Origin of the sequence: Aulosira sp. FACHB-615 (assembly GCF_014698045.1) — a bacterium.
Lineage (GTDB): Bacteria > Cyanobacteriota > Cyanobacteriia > Cyanobacteriales > Nostocaceae > Nostoc_B.
Genome location: NZ_JACJSE010000025.1, coordinates 1 through 21432 on the forward strand (window position 1 = coordinate 1; position 21432 = coordinate 21432).

The following is a 21432-nucleotide window of genomic DNA, read 5'->3' on the forward strand; positions in this document are numbered from 1 at the left end:
AATGAACTGTTCAAACTCATTGAGGTCGATTTGTGGAGAATTGTCCGCCTCATTTCCCCGGCTGGAGATTTGCACTAAAGCACCACCGCCCATACTCCAGTTGCTCAAATCCAGTTCACACGGGACATCATCGACCATGAACCGCTTTTTACCACCTGCTTTTAACCACTGCTCAAGTTGTGGATTTTTGAGAACTGTTCGAGCGTAATCACGGGCGAATTGTCCCAACCGAACTAAGCAGCAGCAGCTGTACAAAGTTTCTTTATCCCCTTGCAAGCCATAGTTTTCAGCAGTGTCATTCTGGGCGATCGCCAAAACAAACTGCTTATAACGTCGTCCCCGCTTGAGATGTTTCTTAAACCATCGGGCTGCATTGTCGCACTCATCTACTAACAGAGGGAATTCCTCAGCAATGAGAAAGCGATCGCGCCCAATAATCGCGTTATCTCCCCCGTCACCTCGAAGTTCTACTAGTTCTTCTAAGGTGGTTAGGTCGTTGCCCATTGCGGTGTCGATGGCTTTAAAGTTGCCTTTTCTGCCAATGACATCCTTTTGATCTAGCCAATTCCAGTCATCTGGTTTAGCGTCACTGTCATAAACTACGACTCGGCCACCAATTTTGGATGATAGGTACTGGGTGAAAGTTGACTTACCGTCACCAGTGCCACCGACTAATGCGACGTGTTTCTGTTTCTTTTGGATGTATTCAACCGGGTCAGTGATGAGGTTTGGTGGTTGCCAGTTGGTATCGGCTGCAATGTTCAAGGTTAGTTGTGCAGTGGGTTGAGTTTGAGTTTTGGCTAAAGCTTGAAAATTCAATTTTGATGCTTGGTCGATATTTCCTAGCATCAGGTTTAATTGCTTGGCTGATTCACGGAGGTGTTTACCGCCAAACAATGCAGCTGTCGCCCCCATCAACAGCCAAGGTTTGAGTTGTTTTTGGCGAATATCAACCGCAGCGCACAGCACCAACACGCACACAACCCAGCACAGCCAAGATGCTTTATTGGCATTATGGTACATTTTTAAGTACAGGTGTACTTGTGATGGGTGTAGTTCAGCCATTTTCCCTTGATGTATTTCTAATTATCTGTTCGTTGATTTTTAGAGATTCGGTAACATCTTCGAGAGCGCAGAACAACTGCGTGACCATCTTCGCCCCTTCATCAAACGGCTTGTAATGATTTGTGTAAGGGGAATTAGTGAGTTTTTGCAACTCTTCCTCAATCGCTTTCAGTCGTTCTTGGACTTCCAGAATGGTTTTGATGGTATCGGTGTTGGGCAATGATTTGATATACCAGTCAATCCACTGCTCTGCCGCACGTTCAGCATCGCCACTATTTTCGTATTCTCTGCCGTCACAACCGTATGGGTGTCCATCTATACCGACAACCCACCACATATAAGATGATGCTGCATCTGTGCGTTCACATTCGATTGTGAAACCCTTGTAAGATTCACTCATAATCCCAGTATCACCCCCACTGCGGCAAGAATTAGCCGAAATATTAAGTAGTCTTTGATTTCGGCAATGCTGATCATCTGCCATAGCACCAGGGCTGCTACTGCCAATGCCAGTAATCCACCAACTCTGATAAATCCTGGTAGGGGCAGTGCTGACCAGCAGCTGCTAATTAAGGCGGGGATAGTAATTGATGTGGTGATATCAAAAATTAAATCACTCAAATTATCCGGCAGTGCGATCGCGTTTATCCACCCCTGCTTAAATTCCTCCAGTTTGTTTGGTGGGGAGTGGGGAGTAGGGAGTGCGGAGTAACCACGCTCTGAGGGAATTTCAACTATTATTTTTTGTTGGTCGTCGGGCATTGGTATTGGTCACTCCTAACTATTTCAACAGCAGTTCTTAAAGTTAGTGCAGCAAAGGGAATCATCAAAAACATGATCATCAGCGCCAACATTGCTTCATTTAAATAAGACCTTGGTTTTTCACTATTCATGGAGGAAAGCCCCAAATGTTAGGGGCTGGTTGTTAGCTGAATGCGTCGAGAATTTCGTTGAGGTTATAAACCGAGTTGGTTTGTTGTGGTTGAGTTTCTGCCTGCTGTGGCATTGGCTCAAAGCTCACATGAATTCCGCTTTTGGCTTCGGCTTCACAGGCTGAGAGGTGAAGTTCAAAGTCGAGTTCGTTGGCGGCAAGTGTGGCTTGCTCGGCGTATTGCTCTGGCGGCAGGCTACTTTGCATCTTTGCTGTACTTCCCGTAACCACTGGTTTGTTGCAGCAGTTCTGTTATCCGGTTGATAACGGGGTTATCACTCGCTGGCATTGGTTTGCCTTGGTGATAGGCTGCTGAAATTTCGGCGCATTCATTGGCGGTTGCTCCATTCGCCAAAAGTTGACCTTCGGGGAAGCCTGCGCGGTTGATTTCGTTGTGCAAGTAGTCCATAATTTTTTTATTGAATGTATGTAGCGATATACGTCATTCACGGGGCGATCGCACTAAGGTATCGTGCGGTTGCCCTTAAAAATCCCCCTTTGAAGCCGTGATTGAGTTAAAGCTGGTGACTAGCCAAACTTGCTTGGTTGCCCGGATGGATGGTTTAAACTCTATGGGCTGACGAGTATCCAAGCTGACAGCCCTGGCATCGTTAAGTTTTACGTAAATGTTTTTACCTGATTCTGTACGGCTAAAAAGCTGACCGACTTCGACTGTTGACCATGTGATTGGTGACTTGCCAACAACGTATTCTGCAATGTGGCTGTCAAAACCTTTCTCTAGTGGGTCAACTGTTAAGTCCTTCCACTTCCTTTCTTTGCCTTTTCTTGGTGCAATGTGGGATGATTTACCGTTTGTTGAAGCTTTGTTAATGGTGTCTTGTTCGCTCATAGTTGATTAGTTGTTTGGGAATACTAGTGGTTAAGTCTATTTATCAAGTCCAGAAACGTTGTTAGTTTGAGCGCCGATTCCCTTGGCTGTAAGGGTTTCGGCGTTTTTGCTGTCTGGGGTTTCTAGGTAAACCAGCGTGCTGGAGTCATTAAGAAATTTCCAGACAGCATTGGCCATCTCGTCGCGGAGTTGGAGGGGTTTGACATCCCCAATAAAGTAGATCCACAAGACGTTATCTATTCTGTTGGCGTAGCTGATGTGGGTTAGGTCTAGAATCACTTCAAATTGAAGGGATTTTAGGTGGATTAGGTTTGGGGTTCTCATTGGCTGTTGATAGTTGGTTGTCGTTCCACCCCTAGCAGGTCTTTGCTGTCGCTCAGTGCTTGCAGGCTGCTATCTCTGCATGGTTTGGGGTTTGGGCATCGGGTACATAAAAAAGGTTTCACTCAGCGCGGGCAGGTCTTTCGTTGCCTCATTGGCTGTAGGCTGCCATCTCTACTGGTTGGCGCGAATAATTGAGATTACAATCAATCTTATATAAGATGTTATCCTATCTCTAACATCTTATACAATAAATCCTATACAAAGACTTGCTAATCTTATATAAGAAGTTCGTCATGATTACCGAAAATGTCGAAAACACCAAAAGCCAAGCACAGAGAATATGGGGAAACCAAGAAGCAGTTCAGCCTGGGGCTGACTCCTACCGGAGTAGAGGGTTTGGACAAGAAAGCCGAGAAGATGGGATTGAGCCGATCTCAATTAGTGGAGATGATTGGACGGGGGGAAATTTCACTAGCTCAGGTGGACAAGGAACTCCTGGGGGAATAGTTGATCGGCTGATCACTAAGGTTGAGGGTCTAATTGAAGAGTCCGAATACCGGACAGCCGAGCTAAGAAAACAGTTAGAAGAGTTAAAACAGCTATCTAATCAGCTTCACTCACTAGAGAAAAATGCAGAATAAAGCCGTCTAACCGATTTCGCGGGTAGACGGCTTTATTTGTGGCGATTGCACCAACGCGATCGCCAAAGTTATCAAATTACGAGGAAGGCTCTATGTCTAAATCTGCACGTAAATCAGCCAAAGGCGAGATTGGCTCATCGGGCTTAGTTTCTGGCTCATCGGGAATAAATTCAATCCGAAACCGAACCCTACCAGATTTCCATCCACCACCGCTAGGACTTAAAACATCACATCTGAGTCCATCCAATCTCAACCACGTAGAGTAAGAACAAGTTTCATGTCCTGATTTCGCAATCCACGACCTGGCCGCTTCAATTAGTTCGCCAGCCTTAAAAGTTGACTTCAGACCAAAATTGTAGATTGAAGCATCGGCAGGACGAGGAATTGAGACAACATCACTGTCGCTCAAGACAATTCCATCACGCATTAATTTTTCCTTTTTACTTGCCAGCGTGGCGGATCAAGTTCGCAGCTTAGATCCGCCTTCCCTAATAATTCCCGCTACGCCATGACACAAAACAAAGACCACCTACTAGAACTGTGCCGACCCTACCTGCTGGATTTATCCACAGCAATTATCGAATCTCTCAAATTCCCCAACGAGCCACTTTACGAAATACGCGAAAAAACTGGGGAAAGCCGCCTTAAAACGCAAGACTACGACCACATTGAGGACTTAACCGAAATCGACAAAATCAGAGTTCTCAGCGCGATCGCCACCTGGATGGAGCAAGGAGAAAGACCAAACCAACCATGAAAAAACTGCTGTTATTTCTGCGACTGTGGCAATACGCCGCGATGCACTCAAAATTATTCCACGCCTGCGAAGTTCGCCTAGTAGACCCGCCAGTTCAAATATCAACAGCCTCATGGGGATGCCCTAGCGTATTCGTAATTCGGCTGGCTTTCTACCCTCCCCGCCTAATGCTGCGCTTCCCTTACACCATCATCAAATCATTCATTGATGATGCTAATTCCAGAGGGAAAACTATCAGCTATTCAGATGTTGATAGCGTGTTGTTTTAGTTAATAATTCCTGTCCAAAAAAAAAACTCCAGTCGCCAAACTGGAGAACAAATAAAAGGATTAAAAAAATGATACAAAATTCTACGCTTGCTGCACTACCTCCGAGCAATATTGATGTTGAGATAGCACTATTAGGTTCTATTTTACTAGATTCTAATGCTATTTATCAAGTAGCTGAAACTCTTCCCCCAGAAGCATTTTATGTTGAATCTCATAGAGAAATATACAAAGCTGCATTAGCTTTGTATAAGAAACAACAACCAGTAGTATTGGCGACTGTCACCAACTATTTAGCAGATAATGATTTACTACAAAAAGTTGGTGGGCGAAATAAATTAGCTATTCTTTTCGATAGCTGTGTTTCTAGTGCAAACGTCGAAGCTTACGCTGATTTACTCATAGAGAAACATATTAGAAGGCAGTTAGTAAGCCTCAGTACGGAAGTTGAAGTCAAAGCTTTTGAAACAGAAAAACCACTGTCATGGATTCTTGAAAACCTCGAACAAAGATTACTTAAAATTACTCAGTTACGGAATGCTAAGGGTAAGGGGTACTGGCAGAAAGTTGATGACGTAGCTTTTGAGCGATTGTGTAAAGAATTAGATGAAGTAGAGGCAATTGAAAATACTGCTCAACGTGACTGGTTAATGAAAAAACTAGCCAAAAAGTGGAAGTTTAGTAATAAGAAAGAATTATTGGATTTTCACGCTAAATGGTTGGACAGCAAGAGTAAAACAAAAACTTACACCAGTAAAGAATACTTCGAGAAGTACGGATTGTCAGAACAAGATTGGTTGATTCCTGGTTTCGTTCCCGCCGAATCAGTCATTGTTTTATATGCCGATGGTGGTGTTGGTAAAACCCGGCTGGCTTTCAGCTTGGCTAAAAGTGCTGTTACTGGTGGCGTGTTTGCATACGAGGGGACAGAGTTCACCGCGATGAATACCTTACTAATTGAAACTGACCAAGGGCCACGCATCACTTCTAAGCTTTTGGAGATGCAAGAGTTAATTGAAGATGGCGAACAACGTTTACACATTTGTGATGAGTGGTCAGTCGGTGAATTTGGCAAACTCAAAGCCATGCTCAAGCAGCATCACCCCAAATTAGTGATCATCGACTCGCTGACCTCCATCAGTGTTGACAGCCTTTACTCAGAAAATGAGGCTGAGTACGCCCGTCCTTTAGTCAGACTGCGCCACGTTGCCAAAGAATTTGGCTGTAGTTTCCTGGTGATTCACCACTCCAACGCCAATGGCGATATGAGAGGAAGCAGGGCAATTAGAAACACAGTTGATGAGGTGTGGAAGTTCACCAAAACTCAGAACGAAATTGAAACCTACAACGTTTTGACCATCGACAAAACCCGTAGCCGCGCCCCAGGCAGTTACAAGTTCACCTACGATGATGAGTCCTGGGGCTGGAAGTTTGGCGGACGGGTTGAAGATAACACGATCGCTCTTGGGGCTGAAAGCCAAAGCACGAGCATCATGACCAAATGTATTCAGTACCTCAAACAAAATCGGGGCATCCCTTACGAATCAGGCGAAGTGGCTGAAGCGTTGGGACTAAACCGCGATTCGGTAAGGCGTGACCTCAAACGCGCTGTTAATGAAGGGCTAGTAAACTCTGGTAGAAGCCAATCAAATAAACGTGCTTTAGTTTACTATGTCGGTACTAGGATGAAATCTAAAGAAAATATTACAACTGATCAACTGATCAATGGAAGTGATCAACCACTGATCACTTCCTCCGCTAGACAGGATGAGGGATACAGGCTATCTGATCAAGTGATCAATGAAAATCCAAAATTTTTAAATGAAGCAGAAAAAAAATTTGCTGATCAGATTGATCAGTTGATCACTTCGCCCTCAAATCCAGATACATCAACAAAACTATCTGATCAACCGGAAGTGATCACTTCTGATCAGTTGATCACTTCCGTTGATCACTTGTCACATTCCGTTACAATTCCCGAACCACCAAAAATAGATGCCCCTTTGTCAAAACCAATACACCATAAAAATATTGAAGAGGGCAATGTTTACCTGTCTTGGTCGCTGGGTAAACAAGTCAAAGTCAAGAAAATATATCCGTCGGTTAAAAAGGCTGATGTGTTTCAACCGAAAGAAGTCGAGCCGATTAAACTGCCACTAGCCGACTTATTCCCGTTACCTGATGACGATTGGAAACCCAATACAGGGAAGCTGGCAATGTATGGTGGTGAACTGGTGGCGGTTGTTGGTTTCCGAAATAATGGCAGAGAATTTCAGATTGAGTTTAAGTCTGGGCGGCTGGATTATGCCAAAGCCAAGCAACTTGCCAAGCCAGAATTGTGAGGATGCGATCGCCCTACTGGATACAACTTCAATGGGCGATCGCGATCGCACTCAGCATAGTGCAATCAATGAAAAATTCATACAATCTTAACAATCAGTGCAGATACGGGCGATCGGCACTCTAATTAGGGCTGCAACTTCCGCATTTACCATGCAGAGTGGTTAATCCGGTATAAATTGTCCTGTGCATTGCTGTACTTGTGCTGAAACGTAGGTACAGCAAGGTTTAGCCTGCGTGAAGATATGCGTGTTTTACATAAAACTGGAAGATATGCCCGATTGATAATTGTCATATTGTCAGCCCAGTAAAACCAAATTTACTTTTATGGGAACAATCAAATATGACCTTAAAAAAACATCATGGCGATATCTACTATCAATGAAGCCAAACCAATTGTTTTGAAGTTGGATATTAATAGTACTTCCAATGTTTACCCTATTTTTACTGATAATGATTTCAGTGTTGATACCGGAACAGTCATCAGTGAAAACATTTTTGTCAAAAATCTCAAGGCTTATGTGAAAATTAGCAGCCTACCGGAAGCGAATCTTCCAGACATCACGCTAGAAGATAGCAACACACAAGCCTTGTACAAATCACTAAATACAGAGTGGAGTTCAGCCAGAAAACAACTAGATTTATTAGTATCGGAAGATTCTATTAATTGGCATCCTGTAGGGTCAATAAGTTTGTTAAATCCTGCCGGCTACCCTTACCGGGTGTACAACATCATGGACTTGTACACCCAAAATCTAGCCATTGAATTAGGTAAAAATGGCAGATTAGGAGTACAGCTAAAAGATGTAGGATGGGGGTTGCTTCAGTCTGGCGATACTGTAACAATTCACGGTAGCTACATCAAAGAAGTTTGCATTGATGACAGCCCCACACCAATTAATAGCTCTGTCCCCTTTAATAAAACCGTGAATAATGAAGTTTCTATAATACTGAATGCAAACCCAAACAGAAAAAATGTAATTATTTCCAACGAATCAGATAGTAATGTTTACTTGGACTTAGGAGCATTACCGTTTATAGGTAAAGGGATTGTATTAAAACCCTACGGAATCTTTCAATACTCAACGCAAGAAATTAATTACAAAGGCGTAATTACTGCAATTTCAAGTTCAACCTCAGTTGTTTCTGGCATTGAACTATCTTAAATGAATGACGAAGCTGATTTTAAAATGCCTTACCGCATTGTAGGTAAAACAGATTTAGAAATAATGCGGGATAAATATCAGAGACTACACAACAATTCTTATGGATTAATTGTGAGATTTAGAAATGGTACGCCAGCAGCGACAGCCGAGACAGAGAAGACCACCTGATAACGATGGCTGGGAACCGCCACAGCAAGCAGAGTCGCCATTACCAGGACTTGAGCCTGTTGGCGGTGGATTTTATGCAACTCCAGATCAGCCAGTCTCACCCTTTGATTGCAGTCGCTGGCCAGACAGTCCCTATTGTGGTGGCAATCCCTTTACTAGAGATTTTGTTGATTTTGGCTTGTCGAAAATTCAGGATGAGTGCAATATCGGCGTTCAATTTGCACCATCACTTGGTTTCATCAAATTACCAATTTATCAATTTGTTTATCGCTTCCCTGGCGATTGCCGACTCCCACCGCCACCAAGGAAACCAGAAAGAAACGAGGTCGTTCCTACTATCCCCCCTAAAAATATATGTGAGGGCGACGATTTTCTCGGACTTTTGTTAATGAAGGAGTCAATTAGCAGAGAATTGTATTGGGTTCCCAATACCCAAAAAAACGAATTTAGTGGAGAACGTACCACAATCTATCAAACCGTTTTAATAAAAGCCTCCAGAGGACAAGGGGAAACATTCTTTGATCCACTTCTTCGCAGGGAAGTATCTGTTAGGGCAAAAATTACCCTTGGGATAAGTTTTTCTTACTATGATGACTTTGAAGATATAGACTATGAAAATTCTTGGGAAGAAGACTTCATTATTACCAGTCAAGGGGTAGGAAGCGGCAACTATGCGGGCAACTACTTAAGGTTTCAGGTAAGTAGTGAGCTAGGCAGAGTCTACTATTCCTACGGAGATTTTGTAGAGGGATGTAATCGGTGGGGTAGCAGGAACATTTATGAAAACCGCCAAAGCGAAGAGATAGAGATCGTTGAATTTAGAGTTCCCTATATATTTTGTGAAAACACACCCAATCCACCACCACCAAAAGACTGTGAATGTATGTGCCGTTGTAACAACGATTCCAATAATGACCAACTGTTAAGACTGATATTAAAAAGAATTGGCCCATTACCTGCTTCTGTACCAAATAGCTTGGTTAAGAAAAATAGCGGAACAAGACAAATAGAAAGTCTAGCGCAATACATTGCCTACTCTGTTATTCAAACCAATGCCCAATTTGGGCAGTTCCCACAAGAGATAAAAATTCAGGATGCAGACCTCACCCAAGAAGGTGATCAACAGCAAACGGTTACAATGCCCAATCTAGCAGAATCAATTGCTGAAATAGTGGGATTGCTTTTGGTGCTACGCAGCGAATCAGCCGCCAATTTAGTAGCGACCGTAAACGCAATGATTGAAGCTGGCAGCGCCAAGCAATCGGCTATTTTGGCTAGTGATTATGGGGCTGCTAATGCAGAATTTCTTGGGTACAAAGGTAAACAAATCGAGCGTCAAGTACCGTTTACTTTTATTCCCGGTGAAACACAACTTGATAAAATGCTCAAACCTGGGGAACAGAAGGTAAAAGGCTGGGACAATGACGACAAGAACGACCTCAACGACTTGATCGCCCCAATATTAGAAATGGCTGCTATGTACAGGGCTGCTAATTTCCGCAACATTGGCACAAGTAGCCCTCTAGAAAAAATCAAAGATGTTCTCAAAGGTGCGGTAAAACTTTCAGATGCAGTTGACACTTTTGTTAAAACTCCGCCACCGCCAGACCCAAACAACCCAGACGCGCCACCGCCACCACCTAAAAAGAGCGACTGGGATGAATTTGTGGAGAGTGCCGAAACAGGATTTATTTCTAAACCAGGGATAACCGATAATTTACACCCCTATGACCGACCCCTGGAGCAAAGACCAAAAATTCGGGAATTTGGGACAGACACAAGTGAAAGTACATAAATTAAACATCGGCTTTTGTAATTGCATTCTCACCCCAATCTTCGCGTAGCAGCCAAAGCCTTTCGTCAAATATTTGTTGGCGTACTTGTATCTCGGTATATCCCAATTCTTGCATCAAGCGTTTGATAAGTCTGTATTGGGGTACGTAGTGATACGGTTGCTTAATTCCATACCTCTTTTTTCTGTAACGCCTACGCATAGTGCGTTTGCTCGTTGTACAGAGTAATGGATAAATAATTAATTCCATCGTTGCTCATCGCTTTTTGAGGCGTTTTTTTCTGGCTAGTTTAAGTCTCGTCTTTTTTTGGCCCCCTAGGGGTCTAAATGCCATTTTTGAAAATCATTTTTTAAATAATAACTGCTAATTAGATTTTTATTAGTTGGTTTAAAGTGCTTATTGTAACTAGGATTTCCGTTACGTTTATGTCTGTATTTCTGCTGGCGACAGTCGTCAATAGCGTCGATTACTGTTGATTGAACAAGTGGAGATTCAGCTATTTATGCCTTCTTATACTCGCGGTAAAAAACGTCCTAACCTCGTTTTTGTTGTTATTAATAACTCAATGTTTTTTGGATTTAAACCCAAAGATTTAACTTCTCTTCCAGGCATAACAACAGCAGATGTAACTGCTCTAGGTCACGTACAGCCAAACGCGGTTGCAGCCGGGAAACTAAAAATAATTGGAGCTAAAGCACCTAATCCTCCTAGAGTCCTGAAAAAAACTGGTGCGCCGACTGGGCAACAGCAATCTGTTTCTACATTTTGTGGATACAACAATATTGGACTAGCTCAAGCAGCAGGTTGGACTTTATCAAAAAGTCGCACGGGTGTAAGTTTACGCGCTCCAAATTCACCCCGTCAAAGCTTAACTGCAATCGCTGAGTTGAGCGATGGTACCTTGTATTGCTTCCCAATGAATAAAGCTGATTTTGAATCTTACGGTGCAGCACTGGGTTTAAAGAACTCGACAAATATCACTACTGACACTGAACGCAGCAAGCTTGTGAGCGGGGCTTCTATCCCTTACCCTGGAAGGGCTGCAATACTTTTACCTAGTGGCTCAACTTTCTCTAGTTTCTTCTCGACAGGCAGTCAGGGTAGTGCTTCTGAAGCAGGCTACGACATTTTATCTGAAGAAAAAATCTTAGCTAGTGCGCCAGCTAACAACAACTAATGACACTGCCAATTGAGACTGAGGCAGGGTTAATCCTGCCTGGGCATCCTTTTTTTGATCAGTATCTCTACAGTTCACTCCCTCCCGGCTGGCAGAATAATTTCAACTCTGATTTTGCATTCGTAGCCCGTGCTGGGAGTGGAATTCTAGAAGTAGTGACCGAGGATGAACTAGCGGAATACTGCGAGGGTGGTGAGTACGACCAGCTACTAGAGGAACGCGGCGACGATGACGACTGTTACGGATGATATTGGCGTTTGGAATAACCTCGGCACAGTGGAAGCGGTTAAAAAACAGTGGATTAAGCTCCCTAATACCGCCACTGGTGCAAATGCCACCATCCGAGCATCATTCATCTGCAACGATTGGACGAAACTTTCTAGTTACGTTTTGGTTAGACCCCGCTATAAGACATCAAACAGCGACCAAACTGGGAATGCTATAAGAATCTATCCTTCACAGACTCCCGTGATTTTTGAAGTCCCAATCCCTCAAGACTTACAAGAGCGATCTGTTTACTTTCGAGATTTCGAGGTTTACAAAACTAGCCGCCGCCGTTCCCGGTACATCGGCGTGACCCCAGATGCCAATTTACAAGTGAAATTGGAGGAACTATGGGGTTAGCCGATATTGTTGAATCAGCTTTAGAGTCAAGGCAAGTCCGTTCCGCCATTGGTGAGCGAAAATTCAAAAGTTCTTTTGAAGACAAGCAGACCACCCAGCAAGGGGAAAACAACATCATCTCTTGGATCTGGAATGCTGGTAGTAGACTAGTTGGTTTTCTGGTTGCCAATATTGGCGGGCTAATTAATTTCACGCTTTCGGCTGCTTGGGGTTTGTTTACCAGCACGCTCCAGTTCATCTGGAATTTTGACTGGAATATGTCTGACAAGACTATCGACCAGCAAATTCAACAAGCCTGGGATAATTTGGGGGGCTTGCTTGGTGGAACTTTAGGTAATTTGGTCGGTTACTTGGGGTGCGGTGTTCTTCCCGGCGCTACCATCCTGGCTTTTAATGAACCTTTAGGTGCTTACGTCCTCGAAAATGTAGTCGAAGAATTAGCCGATGAATTTTTAGCTAATTTAGCTAATTTGGTGCGGTACACCTTTGTTAGCGCGACTCAATCGCTGCTGCTTTGGGGTTTTAAAAATATCCGCAAATTCATTAAGTCAAATGTCGGCTTGGTTCAGCGCCTATTCGGTGATAAAGCAGAGAAAGCTATTAAGGCTTGGGGGGCGGAGGGAAGTAAACCTTGGAGTTTTGCGATCGCGGTTGACAATGCTGTTGAATCCATCCCTAATACTTTCTTACGAAATTTCGTTGAGGAATTTCTAGAGGAAGCCTGGGACGGGTGCGTAGAGGCTGGTTATGTTGTCACGAACTCGGTTGAATCTTTTTTAGCCGCCGAAAAGTTGAGGCAACAGCAACTACCCCCGATGGGCAAAACAAAATACGTGGAAATAACCCCTGATAGAAGCATTGATGACCAAAAAATTATTCTCGCAGGCCCACAAGAAGCACTCAAGCCGGTGATCGTGCAAACGCTGACCAATTACCAGTTGATGGAGTACAAAGACATTGGTACTTTTGTAGGTTCACCCGTTGACGAATATCTGAGGGCCAAACCCAGAAGCCTAACGCTGATTGTGCAGTTTTTCAGCGTCCAAACCCCGCCTTGGACAAAGCGGAACGGGCAGGACAGACTTGTTAGCGGAACTTATGTAGTCCCGGAGATTGACCAAACCAAACTTGATTGGGAACGGATTAAATTAGCCTGTGGCGGTGCTAATGGCTATATGTATGGGCGATATCGCGCCTTTACAGTTCTCGACAATGGGCGAGGGATGGCTTGCTTTGGGCAAACCGGGGATGAAGCAGAAGACAGACTACGCGCACTAGCCGCGCTAAGTAAAGGCGAAATCACCAAGAAACCAACTATCAGCGAAGACAGAACGGAAGATGTAGCAGGTAGCTACATTAAACAACCAATTAGGGTTTACCCTGCCTACTTCACGATTTTGAATCAATACCGGGTTCCTGGTGCGGCTGGTTCTGGGATACCTATCAACGGTAAAAGATATATCCGCAAAGATGAACGAATAGATTTATGGACTGATACCAAACCGATTAATTTTGAGGAAATTATTTTAGAACTCCTCAAGAAACCCGGTGCAGACACATCACCCAATTAATAGAGAAATATGGAAATTATTTTGCCTCAATTCGATATGGAAGAAGCCATAAAATCGGCTTGGCAAGCTAATCAAGCCAAAACTGAAATCATTAATAGTGACAGACAGAAGGCTTTAGAAACCGCCATTAATGCTTTGACAGGGCAATTCCAAAAAGAACTTGATACTTATTTAGATAGTGTTATCCAGTCGTCTTTGAAAATCAAAATTGTTCCACCAACCCAATTATCAATCTTTGAAGTCTACGCCAGGCTTGATTATTTATCGACAGAAATCAAGCTTAAACGTGATAGCCAAAATTGGGAAATTACTATTAATGAAAAAAGCATAGTTGTGCCTCCAGACTTGTTGAGACAAACCTTGCTCCTGGAGCTAGGCAAGCTCAAGAACGAAGGTTGATTTAACAAAAAATATTGGAGTGTATTAAATAAATGCCTTTATCTAATCCCTCAGTTGTAACGGTAAGCACCCCGACTAGTAGCACCAGTACGCCCAGCAGCGTCAGTGCTTCAACTACAAGTATTTCGCTTTTGGCTTCAAATAGTAGCCGGAAGGGTGGAACGATTTGGAATAGAAGTACAGCGAGATTATATATAGAATTTGGGGTTACAGCTTCTACAAGTGCTTTTACCGCCATGCTGGAAGCTGATGGATATTACGAAATTCCTTTTTCTTACACAGGAACTATTTCGGGCATTTGGGCAGCAGCGAACGGTAATGCTTTGGTGAGAGAGTTGACGTAATGCCTTTAACAAATCCCAACACCACAGCACTGCAAAAAGCTAATAACTTAAATGATTTGGCTAATGCTGCTAGTGCTTGGCTAAACTTAGGTGCTGATCAATCTTTCTCTACTAATAGCGGTTGGTTTAAGCTGCCAAATGGATTGATATATCAATGGCGTGCTATCGATGTTGCATCTCAAAGTTATGCTCCTGCAACAATTTATGCAGCCTCAGCAATTTTCTCAGTCGCCTTCAACACAATCTATTCATGGGTAGGAAGTCAGACGAACGGGGCGATAATTAATGGGGGCTACCGTGTTGAAGCTACCAATACACAAACAACCGTTCGTTATCAATTCAACAATTCAGTTACTACAACCGCAAATTTTAAAGTTTTTGCTTTAGGGATTTAATTATGTATTATGTTACATTCGATTCTGACAATAAAATTAGTGGCTTTTTTAATGACCAGCTTAATAGTTTGATTCCTCAAGCAGCAATTCCAATCACCAATGAGCAATGGCAAGAATTAAGCGCAAATCCTGAACAGTATACATTAAATAATAATCAGATTATTTTAGCCACATCTCAGCCACAAACAACTATTACACCACCTGTTCAAATCAATTGGGCTGAATTTAATAGAAGTATGCAAACTAATACTGGATACAATCAGTTTATTGCTGATGCGGTTGATAAAGACGCTGTACGTAGACTTGAAACTTTAGCAATTACTTTAGGTGTTACTAATCGCCAAGATTTCAATCTCGATGATTTGATTTTGTTGTGGAATCTTGCCTTACAATCTGTTCCCACAGAAAAACATCCTTTATCATCTGCTGTTAGCGAATGGAATGAGATAGCAAATAGATGCTACATGCCTTTTGAGTTCAGTGTAGATGGTTCCATGACAAGCCTATGAAACCAGTAATAGCTGTCAACACCGCACCTCAACCGCAAGGGATGAACATCACCCTTGAATCAACTAGTATTTTTCTAGGGATAACTGTAAGTGTTGTGATGTTGGTAGGAACATCAGTTAAGGTCGTTTCTAAATTTAATTCGATTACTAACAAGCTTCGGGATTTGCGAGAGGATTTAAATTCTCATGCTTTGGCATTGGAGCAAACTAAACTTTTAAGTGAGAAGATTTTCACTCTTGAGAAAAGGTTTGAAATTCACTTACAAGATTACGTCAATCACAAAGATGCTGATTTATTAGCAATAAACGGGCTGAAAGAGAAAATTGAGCATAAGGCTGAAAAGGCTGAGGACTACTTTAAAGAGCTAAGAATTGAGATTAAAGATATTCAGGGTTTTCTTCACAAACAGCAAAATTTCAGAATCCGCAATGGTGATTGAGTCTCTCTGGGGATTCACTCTAGTAACTTGCTCAAGATTTTTATGCACCGTATACTCTACAATTGCCGTGTTACACGGCAATGTAGGGATTTCTTATGAGTGGTAAAGGTGGCAGAACTTCGACAAGCTGGGAAACTGGCAGTAGTTGGCGCAGTGGCAAGACGAAATTAATCAGAGTACCAGAGGCGATCGCCGATGAGGTGATGCGCTGCGCCAGGACGATAGATGCCGGGATTGCCGTGTTACACGGCAACTCAGCAAATGAGCAAGAAATTATTCTGAGCGCGATCGCCAAATATATTGGCTACAAAAATACTCACTACCACGCCAATCAGCACAGCAAAACACTCGACATCAGCACAAGGGCTTGGGATGAGTTGCGGCGATTCCGGGGTATGGTCGCCCAGGAGCCGGAGAAATTAGGGTTAAAAGGTAAGTGATTTTAAGCGGAATTAGTCAAAATCTAGTCAATTAAAAGTATCATTCTTGTGAAACCCAAGCCGATGACGGGATTTGAACCCGTGGCCTGCTGATTACGAATCAGCTGCTCTACCACTGAGCCACATCGGCATACACGATTAGAAATTATAGCATTATTTACCAATGGTAGACCCAAATCCCAAAACACGCCTAAACCCAGAACAATATGCCCGTCTGAAAGCAGAAATCGCTGCACCTTATCGCGGCTTACGGCAATTTATCTATGTTGCTGTGGGCGCTTCTAGTTTTATTGGTGCATTTGTCTTCTTTTTTCGCGTACTTGCTGGCAAAGAACTTGAGACTGCTTTACCGAATTTAGCATTGCAAGTTGGAATTGTTGCCCTGATGGTCTTTTTGTGGCGCTGGGAAAAACGTCGGCAACTACCTAAATAGTGGAATAGTATAAATATTCAGTTAACATGATACGCCGTGATCACTATTTTCCTGTCTGAACTATACACAGACTCGACTCTTGGATATTCGCTATGAATCCACCATACTTTGATTCTATTGGATTGTGCAGGTGCGCTACCTGAAATGGAATACCCTGCTTGAGTCATTAAATTTTCAAAAGTATTGGAGTCGAGAACTGTACAATTAAAAGCTGTTAGCCCCTGTATCTGATGTTTGTTTAGGGTCATAGCTACCCTGATAAGTCGTAAAAATTCTATACCCTGGTAATACTAAAGCAATTCCAGTTTGACTATGAATTTCACCAGGATATTTATAAGGACTATCATCTGGTAAACTTCCACCAATGCGAAAACTAAAACCCAATACCCATACATAGAAACCAGGTAGTAGTAAATCCATGCTATATGCAATAGCTCTCATCGCTTCATTTTCTTTACCAGAAGAAGATTTTCTGCCTATAGCAATTGTTTTGGAGATATTTTTTGGGTTTTTGGTTTCTAACATAGATATTTCAATCACCAATAGTGATTAAGTGGGTGTCAAGCGTTTCACTTGCCATTATGTATTAAGTGTTTTGCAACGCTGTAAACAGATCAGCAAAGATTGAGACTAATTTGTTTTAATCCCTCATATCTAGTATTAGTATATCTCAAAGATATATGGGATAAGAGTTTCGCATTATTGAAGGCGATTAGACAGAAATATCTGTCATCTTTTTACATAACTTAATATTTTTATTTTTTCTTAATTTTTTGACATAATCTGCAATAGAAAGAGAGAAAATATAAAAAAAATATTAGGAAATTAGGAAAAATCAAAATCTCTGCGAAAATGATAATTACTCAAACGGGGTCAGCCAATATAAAGACCCTGAAGATAAACAAATCATTTTTATATAGGGTCAAATACAATTTAAAGACCCTGGATTTAGGAAAAAACTAAAAAATCACCAGCGTCATAACTAACAGTTTGTTAGCTTGACGCTTTTAACTTTTTTAGGACTCAAGAACAAGAAAAATTTATTCCTTTAACTTAGACAATCTGTGTAACATATAACACATTGCGTAGAGAAACATTAGCGATTCCAAGTCAGGTTATCAGTACAATCAATCTCTGGAGGGTTGCTGTATTCTTCACATTTTGTTACAAAAGTACAAAGAACTTCTAGAGACGCACTAACTCATGTTCGGCGGACTAACTGGTTTACAAGATCCTAAAGGCACTGACTGGGGTGAGCGAATGCTCAACACAGTGGCCAGCCAAACGATTCGCCATCTGTTTACCCAAAGCGAGTCAGTAGAAGTCTTGGTACGCTGCTATCCCTCCAGTAAGTTGTTGCAAGGTAGCATTGATAGTTTCAAAATGAACGGACGTGGCTTGGTGATCCGCAAAGATTTTGCGGTGGAGGAGATGTCGTTTGAAACGGATGCAGTGGCGATAGATTTTGGCGCGGTATTAAGTGGCAAATTAAGCCTGAAGCAACCTACACAAGCGATCGCCCAAGTAGTATTATCCGAAACAGGCATTAACCAGGCTTTCAAGGCAGAACTCGTGAAAAAGCGCCTAGTTAACCTTGATGTACCTGCTTTAACAGAATTATCTGGTGGTCAGCCAGTTTCCTTTCCTGAAGTTCAGGTACAACTCTTACCAGAAAATCACCTGCGAATTACCGCCAAAGCCGATTTAAATAATGGCGAACTCGTTCCCATAAATATGATAGTTTCCATAGCTGTGGAAAGGCGGCGACGCATTTCTTTTAAAGACCCCCAAATTGACCTTGAGCAAGTCCCAGAAACGCAAAAAGCAATTTCTCAAACCCTGAGTGTGGCGCTGGCAGACATTTTAGATAATATGGTTGATTTAGATCGCTTTGACCTAGATGGAGTCAAAATGCGGCTCAATCGTTTAGAAACTGAAGGGCAAAAATTAATTTTCAGTGGATATGCGGAGGTTGAACGTATCCCTCGTAGCGGGGGTAGTGCAACTTAAAAAGTAAAAAGTGAAAAGATCATCCCCATAAACAAATTTAGGAGTTAGTTGCGTGGGCGGGTTTCCCACGCCAGTCGCCACCAATTTGAGAAGCAAAGCAACGTGCTGGCTCGACTCGAAGCAGTCTGGCGTTGGTTTGTGAGTATGATTCTTTTTCTTTCTTTTGTCTTGTTTGTTCAATACCGAAGTGATTTTCTGACATACTTACTACAAAGTTGCATGTTATTAACTTCAGTATTTCCAAAATTGCAGAGCGATCGCTAATCTTTTAGGGAACGTTAGGTAACGCACTTCCATCTATGATAAGGATTAAGACATTATTGAGGAGTGGAAGGCAATGAAGATTCTACCCATTAGTAGCATCATAGTGAGTCTCATAGCTGCAATTGGTGAATCGCCATTAGTGTTAGCAGTTCCTACACAAGTTGCATTGCAAGAAAATGCACAAATTACTCAAAAACAACCACAAAAACTAGCACAATTTCAGGATGATGGAAATTCCGAGCGATCGCAACTAGTTCAACAAGCAAACAATTTATTAAACAGTGGTGATTTAACAGGTGCAGAAAAAGTCTTACGTAGATTAATTAAAAAGTATCCCGACGATGCTTTTGGACATTTTCAACTTGGTAATGTACTGCGGCGACAAAAGCAACCAGAAGCAGCGATTACAGCTTATCAAGAAGCCCTTCGTCTCAAGCCAAAATATGCTTTAGCTTACAATGCGATCGGTGTTGTGTATGCAACTCAAGACCGTTGGGATGATGCTATTAGTCAATATCGCAAAGCTTTAGAAATAAACCCTAGTTATGGGGAAGCCATGACTAATTTAGGACAAGCACTATGGCAAGTTAATAAAAAAGATGAGGCGGTTGCTTCTTTAGAAAAAGCTTTAAATATTTTTAAAACCCAAAGTCGCAATGATAGAGTTTACCAGATTGAACAAATGTTAAAACAAATTCGGGCTGCTGATAATCCTGGCGTATCTTGAAAAAGAATTCAGTATTAAAATGTAACAGGCAACAGGGAAATTCCCATAAATAAATTTCCCGGCAAGATTCAGATACCCGACTTCTTTAAGAAGTCGGGTATCTTTTTATTCATAAGACTAAGAGTCTAATACCGTTTCTTGATGAAGATACAATTAATCAGTCTCTACAAAATTTATGTTGACTCTGAAATGTTTGATTAGCTAAATTTAATGGGCAACTGCACCACCAGTTGCTTTTACTTTTTTAATGAATAAAATCGCAATCCCACTAAGTAATAAAGCTAGACCAATAAAGTAAAAACAATCATTAAAAGCCATAACAAATGCTTCGCGGCGAACAACATTGGAAATAGATGCGATCGCCTGATTTTGTGCTGTGCTTAAATCTGCACCACGGCTGATAAAATATTGTGTCATTTGGTCAATTCGCTGTTGCGTTTCTGGGTTATATAAAGACACAGCATCGCCTAATCTATTCGAGTGAAATTGCTCTCTATTACTTAATAAAGTTGCTAACACAGCAATTCCAATAGAACCACCCATATTCCGCATCATATTAAATAAACCACTGGCTGAACCTGCATCTTTAGGATTTAACCCAGCAGTTGCAATAGATGTCAGTGGAACCATAATTAATGGTTGTCCCATTGCCCTGACTAATTGTGACCAACGTAATTGATCTAACCCGGTTTGATTAGTCAATCCCGCATTCATAAATGCACTAATAGCAAACAAAGTTACTCCTAATGCCACCATAAACCGCACATCAATGCGTTGCATAAGTTTGGGAATAAACGGAATAATAAATAACTGGGGAATCCCTGCCCAAATTAACACCTCACCAATTTGCAGTGCGTTATATTTTTGAATTTGAGCCAGATACAAAGGCAAAATATAAATCGAACCATATAACCCTATCCCTAGGGAAACATTTACAACACTAGCTAAACCAAAGTTACGATAACGTAATAAACGTAAATTAATAAATGGTTGCTTACGAGTTAATTCAATCAAGAAAAATAAAGTCAGAAAAATTGCGGCAATAATACTTAAACGTACAATTAATGGTGAGCCAAACCAATCTTTCCGGCTACCTTCTTCCAACACAACTTGTAGGGAACCTAAGCCAATAGCCATTGAAAAAATTCCCCACCAATCACCTTGTTTTAATAACTGAATTTGGGGTTGGACTTGCTTAATTCCATACCATACACCCGCCAGCATTAATGCACCAGGAAACACATTGATATAAAAACTATATTCCCAACTATAATTTTCTGTTAACCAACCGCCTAAAGTCGGGCCAATTGATGGAGCGAAAACTGCTGTAATAGCAAATGCGGCAAGTCCTATTGATTGTTTGGCGGGTGGTAAAGTTGTTAACACAACCGTCAAAGCTGAAGGAATTAAAACGCCTCCTGTAAAGCCTTGCAAAGCCCGAAAAACAATCATGGAATTTAAATCCCACGCCCAAGCGCAGCAAATAGAAAAGAAGATAAATAATCCAGTATTAACTAATAAATAAAGTCTGAGGGAAAAAACCCGCGATAACCATCCAGTTAAGGGAATGACGACAATTTCGGCGACAAGATAAGCAGTAGAAATCCAAGAACCTTCTTCTAAAGTTGCACCTAAAGATGCTTGAATTTCTTGCAATGAAGCGTTAGTGATTTGAATATCTAAAACTGCCATAAAGGCACCAAGCATACTGGCTAATACACCAATCCAAGTTCTTAAGGGTATGCCTTCTGGTGCTACAGCCGAAATATTAGCCATAGTCATGCTCCATTTTGAGGGG

33 protein-coding genes and 1 tRNA gene are annotated in these 21432 nt (G+C 42.0%); 21 read left to right on the forward strand and 13 right to left on the reverse strand.

The window, feature by feature from the left end; all coding sequences use genetic code 11:
* From H6G77_RS26860 to H6G77_RS26890, 7 genes are all read right to left on the reverse strand, one after another.
* The coding region (locus H6G77_RS26860; protein ID WP_242049314.1) for a type IV secretory system conjugative DNA transfer family protein at positions 1–1065 on the reverse strand (1065 nt) is incomplete at its 3' end.
* The gene (locus tag H6G77_RS26865) at positions 1058–1465 is read right to left on the reverse strand and encodes a hypothetical protein (RefSeq protein WP_190873182.1); all 408 of its coding nucleotides are present in this window, start codon (positions 1463–1465) and stop codon (positions 1058–1060) included. The genes H6G77_RS26860 and H6G77_RS26865, both read right to left, overlap by 8 nt.
* A complete protein-coding gene (locus H6G77_RS26870) occupies positions 1462–1827 on the reverse strand; it encodes a hypothetical protein (RefSeq protein WP_190873183.1) in 366 nt (121 codons plus the stop codon). Before H6G77_RS26870 ends, H6G77_RS26865 begins: the two co-directional genes overlap by 4 nt.
* A gap of 163 nt (positions 1828–1990) precedes the next feature.
* Positions 1991–2203 (reverse strand): hypothetical protein, encoded by a 213-nt coding sequence (locus H6G77_RS26875; protein ID WP_190873184.1) that lies wholly within the window; start codon positions 2201–2203, stop codon positions 1991–1993.
* Positions 2193–2405 (reverse strand): hypothetical protein, encoded by a 213-nt coding sequence (locus H6G77_RS26880; protein WP_190873185.1) that lies wholly within the window; start codon positions 2403–2405, stop codon positions 2193–2195. Before H6G77_RS26880 ends, H6G77_RS26875 begins: the two co-directional genes overlap by 11 nt.
* A gap of 75 nt (positions 2406–2480) precedes the next feature.
* Positions 2481–2846 (reverse strand): hypothetical protein, encoded by a 366-nt coding sequence (locus tag H6G77_RS26885; protein WP_190873186.1) that lies wholly within the window; start codon positions 2844–2846, stop codon positions 2481–2483.
* 36 nt (positions 2847–2882) lie between these two features.
* Positions 2883–3125 carry a hypothetical protein gene (locus tag H6G77_RS26890; RefSeq protein ID WP_190873187.1) on the reverse strand — a complete coding sequence of 81 codons (243 nt, stop codon included), beginning with the start codon at positions 3123–3125 and terminating at the stop codon, positions 2883–2885.
* 338 nt (positions 3126–3463) lie between these two features.
* Here H6G77_RS26890 and H6G77_RS26895 point away from each other — a divergent pair, with 338 nt between their 5' ends.
* Positions 3464–3811: a hypothetical protein gene (locus tag H6G77_RS26895; protein WP_190873188.1), complete on the forward strand. Its 348-nt coding sequence runs from the start codon at positions 3464–3466 to the stop codon at positions 3809–3811.
* 76 nt (positions 3812–3887) lie between these two features.
* Here the strand turns inward: H6G77_RS26895 and H6G77_RS26900 are convergent, their stop codons facing one another.
* Positions 3888–4238, reverse strand: coding sequence for a KGK domain-containing protein (locus H6G77_RS26900; protein ID WP_190873189.1), 351 nt, complete (start codon positions 4236–4238; stop codon positions 3888–3890).
* 81 nt (positions 4239–4319) lie between these two features.
* Between H6G77_RS26900 and H6G77_RS26905 the strand changes: the two genes are divergently transcribed.
* From H6G77_RS26905 to H6G77_RS26930, 7 genes are all read left to right on the forward strand, one after another.
* Positions 4320–4568 carry a hypothetical protein gene (locus H6G77_RS26905; protein WP_190873190.1) on the forward strand — a complete coding sequence of 83 codons (249 nt, stop codon included), beginning with the start codon at positions 4320–4322 and terminating at the stop codon, positions 4566–4568.
* The gene (locus H6G77_RS26910; RefSeq protein ID WP_190873191.1) at positions 4565–4837 is read left to right on the forward strand and encodes a hypothetical protein; all 273 of its coding nucleotides are present in this window, start codon (positions 4565–4567) and stop codon (positions 4835–4837) included. The genes H6G77_RS26905 and H6G77_RS26910 overlap by 4 nt, the downstream gene beginning before the upstream one ends.
* A gap of 68 nt (positions 4838–4905) precedes the next feature.
* Entirely contained in the window at positions 4906–7176 is a 2271-nt protein-coding gene (locus H6G77_RS26915) for a DnaB-like helicase N-terminal domain-containing protein (protein ID WP_190873192.1), read from the forward strand.
* Complete coding sequence (locus tag H6G77_RS36355; protein ID WP_277880665.1) at positions 7139–7267, forward strand: hypothetical protein; 129 nt, start codon at positions 7139–7141, stop codon at positions 7265–7267. The genes H6G77_RS26915 and H6G77_RS36355 overlap by 38 nt, the downstream gene beginning before the upstream one ends.
* 269 nt (positions 7268–7536) lie before the next feature.
* Positions 7537–8340, forward strand: a complete 804-nt coding sequence (locus H6G77_RS26920) for a hypothetical protein (RefSeq protein ID WP_190873193.1) — start codon at positions 7537–7539, stop codon at positions 8338–8340.
* Positions 8341–8508 (forward strand): hypothetical protein, encoded by a 168-nt coding sequence (locus tag H6G77_RS26925; protein WP_190677984.1) that lies wholly within the window; start codon positions 8341–8343, stop codon positions 8506–8508. It begins immediately after the preceding gene.
* Positions 8465–10303: a hypothetical protein gene (locus H6G77_RS26930; RefSeq protein WP_190873194.1), complete on the forward strand. Its 1839-nt coding sequence runs from the start codon at positions 8465–8467 to the stop codon at positions 10301–10303. The genes H6G77_RS26925 and H6G77_RS26930 overlap by 44 nt, the downstream gene beginning before the upstream one ends.
* A 1-nt stretch (position 10304) precedes the next feature.
* Here H6G77_RS26930 and H6G77_RS26935 read toward each other — a convergent pair whose 3' ends face one another.
* On the reverse strand, positions 10305–10502 hold the full coding sequence (locus H6G77_RS26935; RefSeq protein ID WP_190873195.1) for a hypothetical protein: 198 nt from the start codon (positions 10500–10502) through the stop codon (positions 10305–10307).
* A gap of 301 nt (positions 10503–10803) precedes the next feature.
* Between H6G77_RS26935 and H6G77_RS26940 the strand changes: the two genes are divergently transcribed.
* The 10 genes from H6G77_RS26940 (at position 10804) to H6G77_RS26985 (ending at position 16200) form a co-directional block, all read left to right on the forward strand.
* Complete coding sequence (locus H6G77_RS26940) at positions 10804–11478, forward strand: hypothetical protein (protein WP_190873196.1); 675 nt, start codon at positions 10804–10806, stop codon at positions 11476–11478.
* On the forward strand, positions 11478–11726 hold the full coding sequence (locus H6G77_RS26945; protein WP_242049315.1) for a hypothetical protein: 249 nt from the start codon (positions 11478–11480) through the stop codon (positions 11724–11726). The genes H6G77_RS26940 and H6G77_RS26945 overlap by 1 nt, the downstream gene beginning before the upstream one ends.
* Positions 11707–12102, forward strand: a complete 396-nt coding sequence (locus H6G77_RS26950) for a hypothetical protein (protein WP_190873197.1) — start codon at positions 11707–11709, stop codon at positions 12100–12102. The genes H6G77_RS26945 and H6G77_RS26950 overlap by 20 nt, the downstream gene beginning before the upstream one ends.
* Positions 12093–13673, forward strand: coding sequence for a hypothetical protein (locus tag H6G77_RS26955; protein WP_190873198.1), 1581 nt, complete (start codon positions 12093–12095; stop codon positions 13671–13673). The genes H6G77_RS26950 and H6G77_RS26955 overlap by 10 nt, the downstream gene beginning before the upstream one ends.
* Before the next feature lie 9 nt (positions 13674–13682).
* Positions 13683–14072 carry a hypothetical protein gene (locus tag H6G77_RS26960; RefSeq protein WP_190873199.1) on the forward strand — a complete coding sequence of 130 codons (390 nt, stop codon included), beginning with the start codon at positions 13683–13685 and terminating at the stop codon, positions 14070–14072.
* A gap of 32 nt (positions 14073–14104) precedes the next feature.
* Positions 14105–14416: a hypothetical protein gene (locus H6G77_RS26965; RefSeq protein ID WP_190677964.1), complete on the forward strand. Its 312-nt coding sequence runs from the start codon at positions 14105–14107 to the stop codon at positions 14414–14416.
* A complete protein-coding gene (locus tag H6G77_RS26970; RefSeq protein ID WP_190873200.1) occupies positions 14416–14811 on the forward strand; it encodes a hypothetical protein in 396 nt (131 codons plus the stop codon). Before H6G77_RS26965 ends, H6G77_RS26970 begins: the two co-directional genes overlap by 1 nt.
* A gap of 2 nt (positions 14812–14813) precedes the next feature.
* Positions 14814–15320, forward strand: coding sequence for a hypothetical protein (locus tag H6G77_RS26975; RefSeq protein WP_190873201.1), 507 nt, complete (start codon positions 14814–14816; stop codon positions 15318–15320).
* The gene (locus tag H6G77_RS26980; RefSeq protein ID WP_190873202.1) at positions 15317–15760 is read left to right on the forward strand and encodes a hypothetical protein; all 444 of its coding nucleotides are present in this window, start codon (positions 15317–15319) and stop codon (positions 15758–15760) included. The genes H6G77_RS26975 and H6G77_RS26980 overlap by 4 nt, the downstream gene beginning before the upstream one ends.
* 95 nt (positions 15761–15855) lie before the next feature.
* Positions 15856–16200, forward strand: a complete 345-nt coding sequence (locus H6G77_RS26985; protein ID WP_190873203.1) for a hypothetical protein — start codon at positions 15856–15858, stop codon at positions 16198–16200.
* 58 nt (positions 16201–16258) lie between these two features.
* Here H6G77_RS26985 and H6G77_RS26990 read toward each other — a convergent pair.
* Positions 16259–16330 (reverse strand) — tRNA-Thr (locus H6G77_RS26990).
* A 33-nt stretch (positions 16331–16363) separates the two neighbouring features.
* On the opposite strand from H6G77_RS26990, the gene H6G77_RS26995 reads away from it, so the two are divergent.
* A complete protein-coding gene (locus tag H6G77_RS26995; protein WP_190674005.1) occupies positions 16364–16633 on the forward strand; it encodes a DUF3493 domain-containing protein in 270 nt (89 codons plus the stop codon).
* A 204-nt stretch (positions 16634–16837) separates the two neighbouring features.
* Here the strand turns inward: H6G77_RS26995 and H6G77_RS27000 are convergent, their stop codons facing one another.
* Positions 16838–17158, reverse strand: a complete 321-nt coding sequence (locus H6G77_RS27000; RefSeq protein WP_190592650.1) for a hypothetical protein — start codon at positions 17156–17158, stop codon at positions 16838–16840.
* A gap of 678 nt (positions 17159–17836) precedes the next feature.
* Between H6G77_RS27000 and H6G77_RS27005 the strand changes: the two genes are divergently transcribed.
* Complete coding sequence (locus H6G77_RS27005) at positions 17837–18643, forward strand: DUF2993 domain-containing protein (RefSeq protein ID WP_190674001.1); 807 nt, start codon at positions 17837–17839, stop codon at positions 18641–18643.
* Positions 18644–18680: 37 nt separating this feature from the next.
* Here H6G77_RS27005 and H6G77_RS27010 read toward each other — a convergent pair whose 3' ends face one another.
* Entirely contained in the window at positions 18681–18845 is a 165-nt protein-coding gene (locus tag H6G77_RS27010; RefSeq protein WP_190673998.1) for a hypothetical protein, read from the reverse strand.
* Between the two features lie 135 nt (positions 18846–18980).
* Between H6G77_RS27010 and H6G77_RS27015 the strand changes: the two genes are divergently transcribed.
* Positions 18981–19634, forward strand: coding sequence for a tetratricopeptide repeat protein (locus H6G77_RS27015; protein WP_190873204.1), 654 nt, complete (start codon positions 18981–18983; stop codon positions 19632–19634).
* 207 nt (positions 19635–19841) lie between these two features.
* Here H6G77_RS27015 and H6G77_RS27020 read toward each other — a convergent pair whose 3' ends face one another.
* Positions 19842–21410, reverse strand: a complete 1569-nt coding sequence (locus H6G77_RS27020) for a DHA2 family efflux MFS transporter permease subunit (protein ID WP_190673996.1) — start codon at positions 21408–21410, stop codon at positions 19842–19844.
* Positions 21411–21432 lie beyond the last annotated feature (22 nt).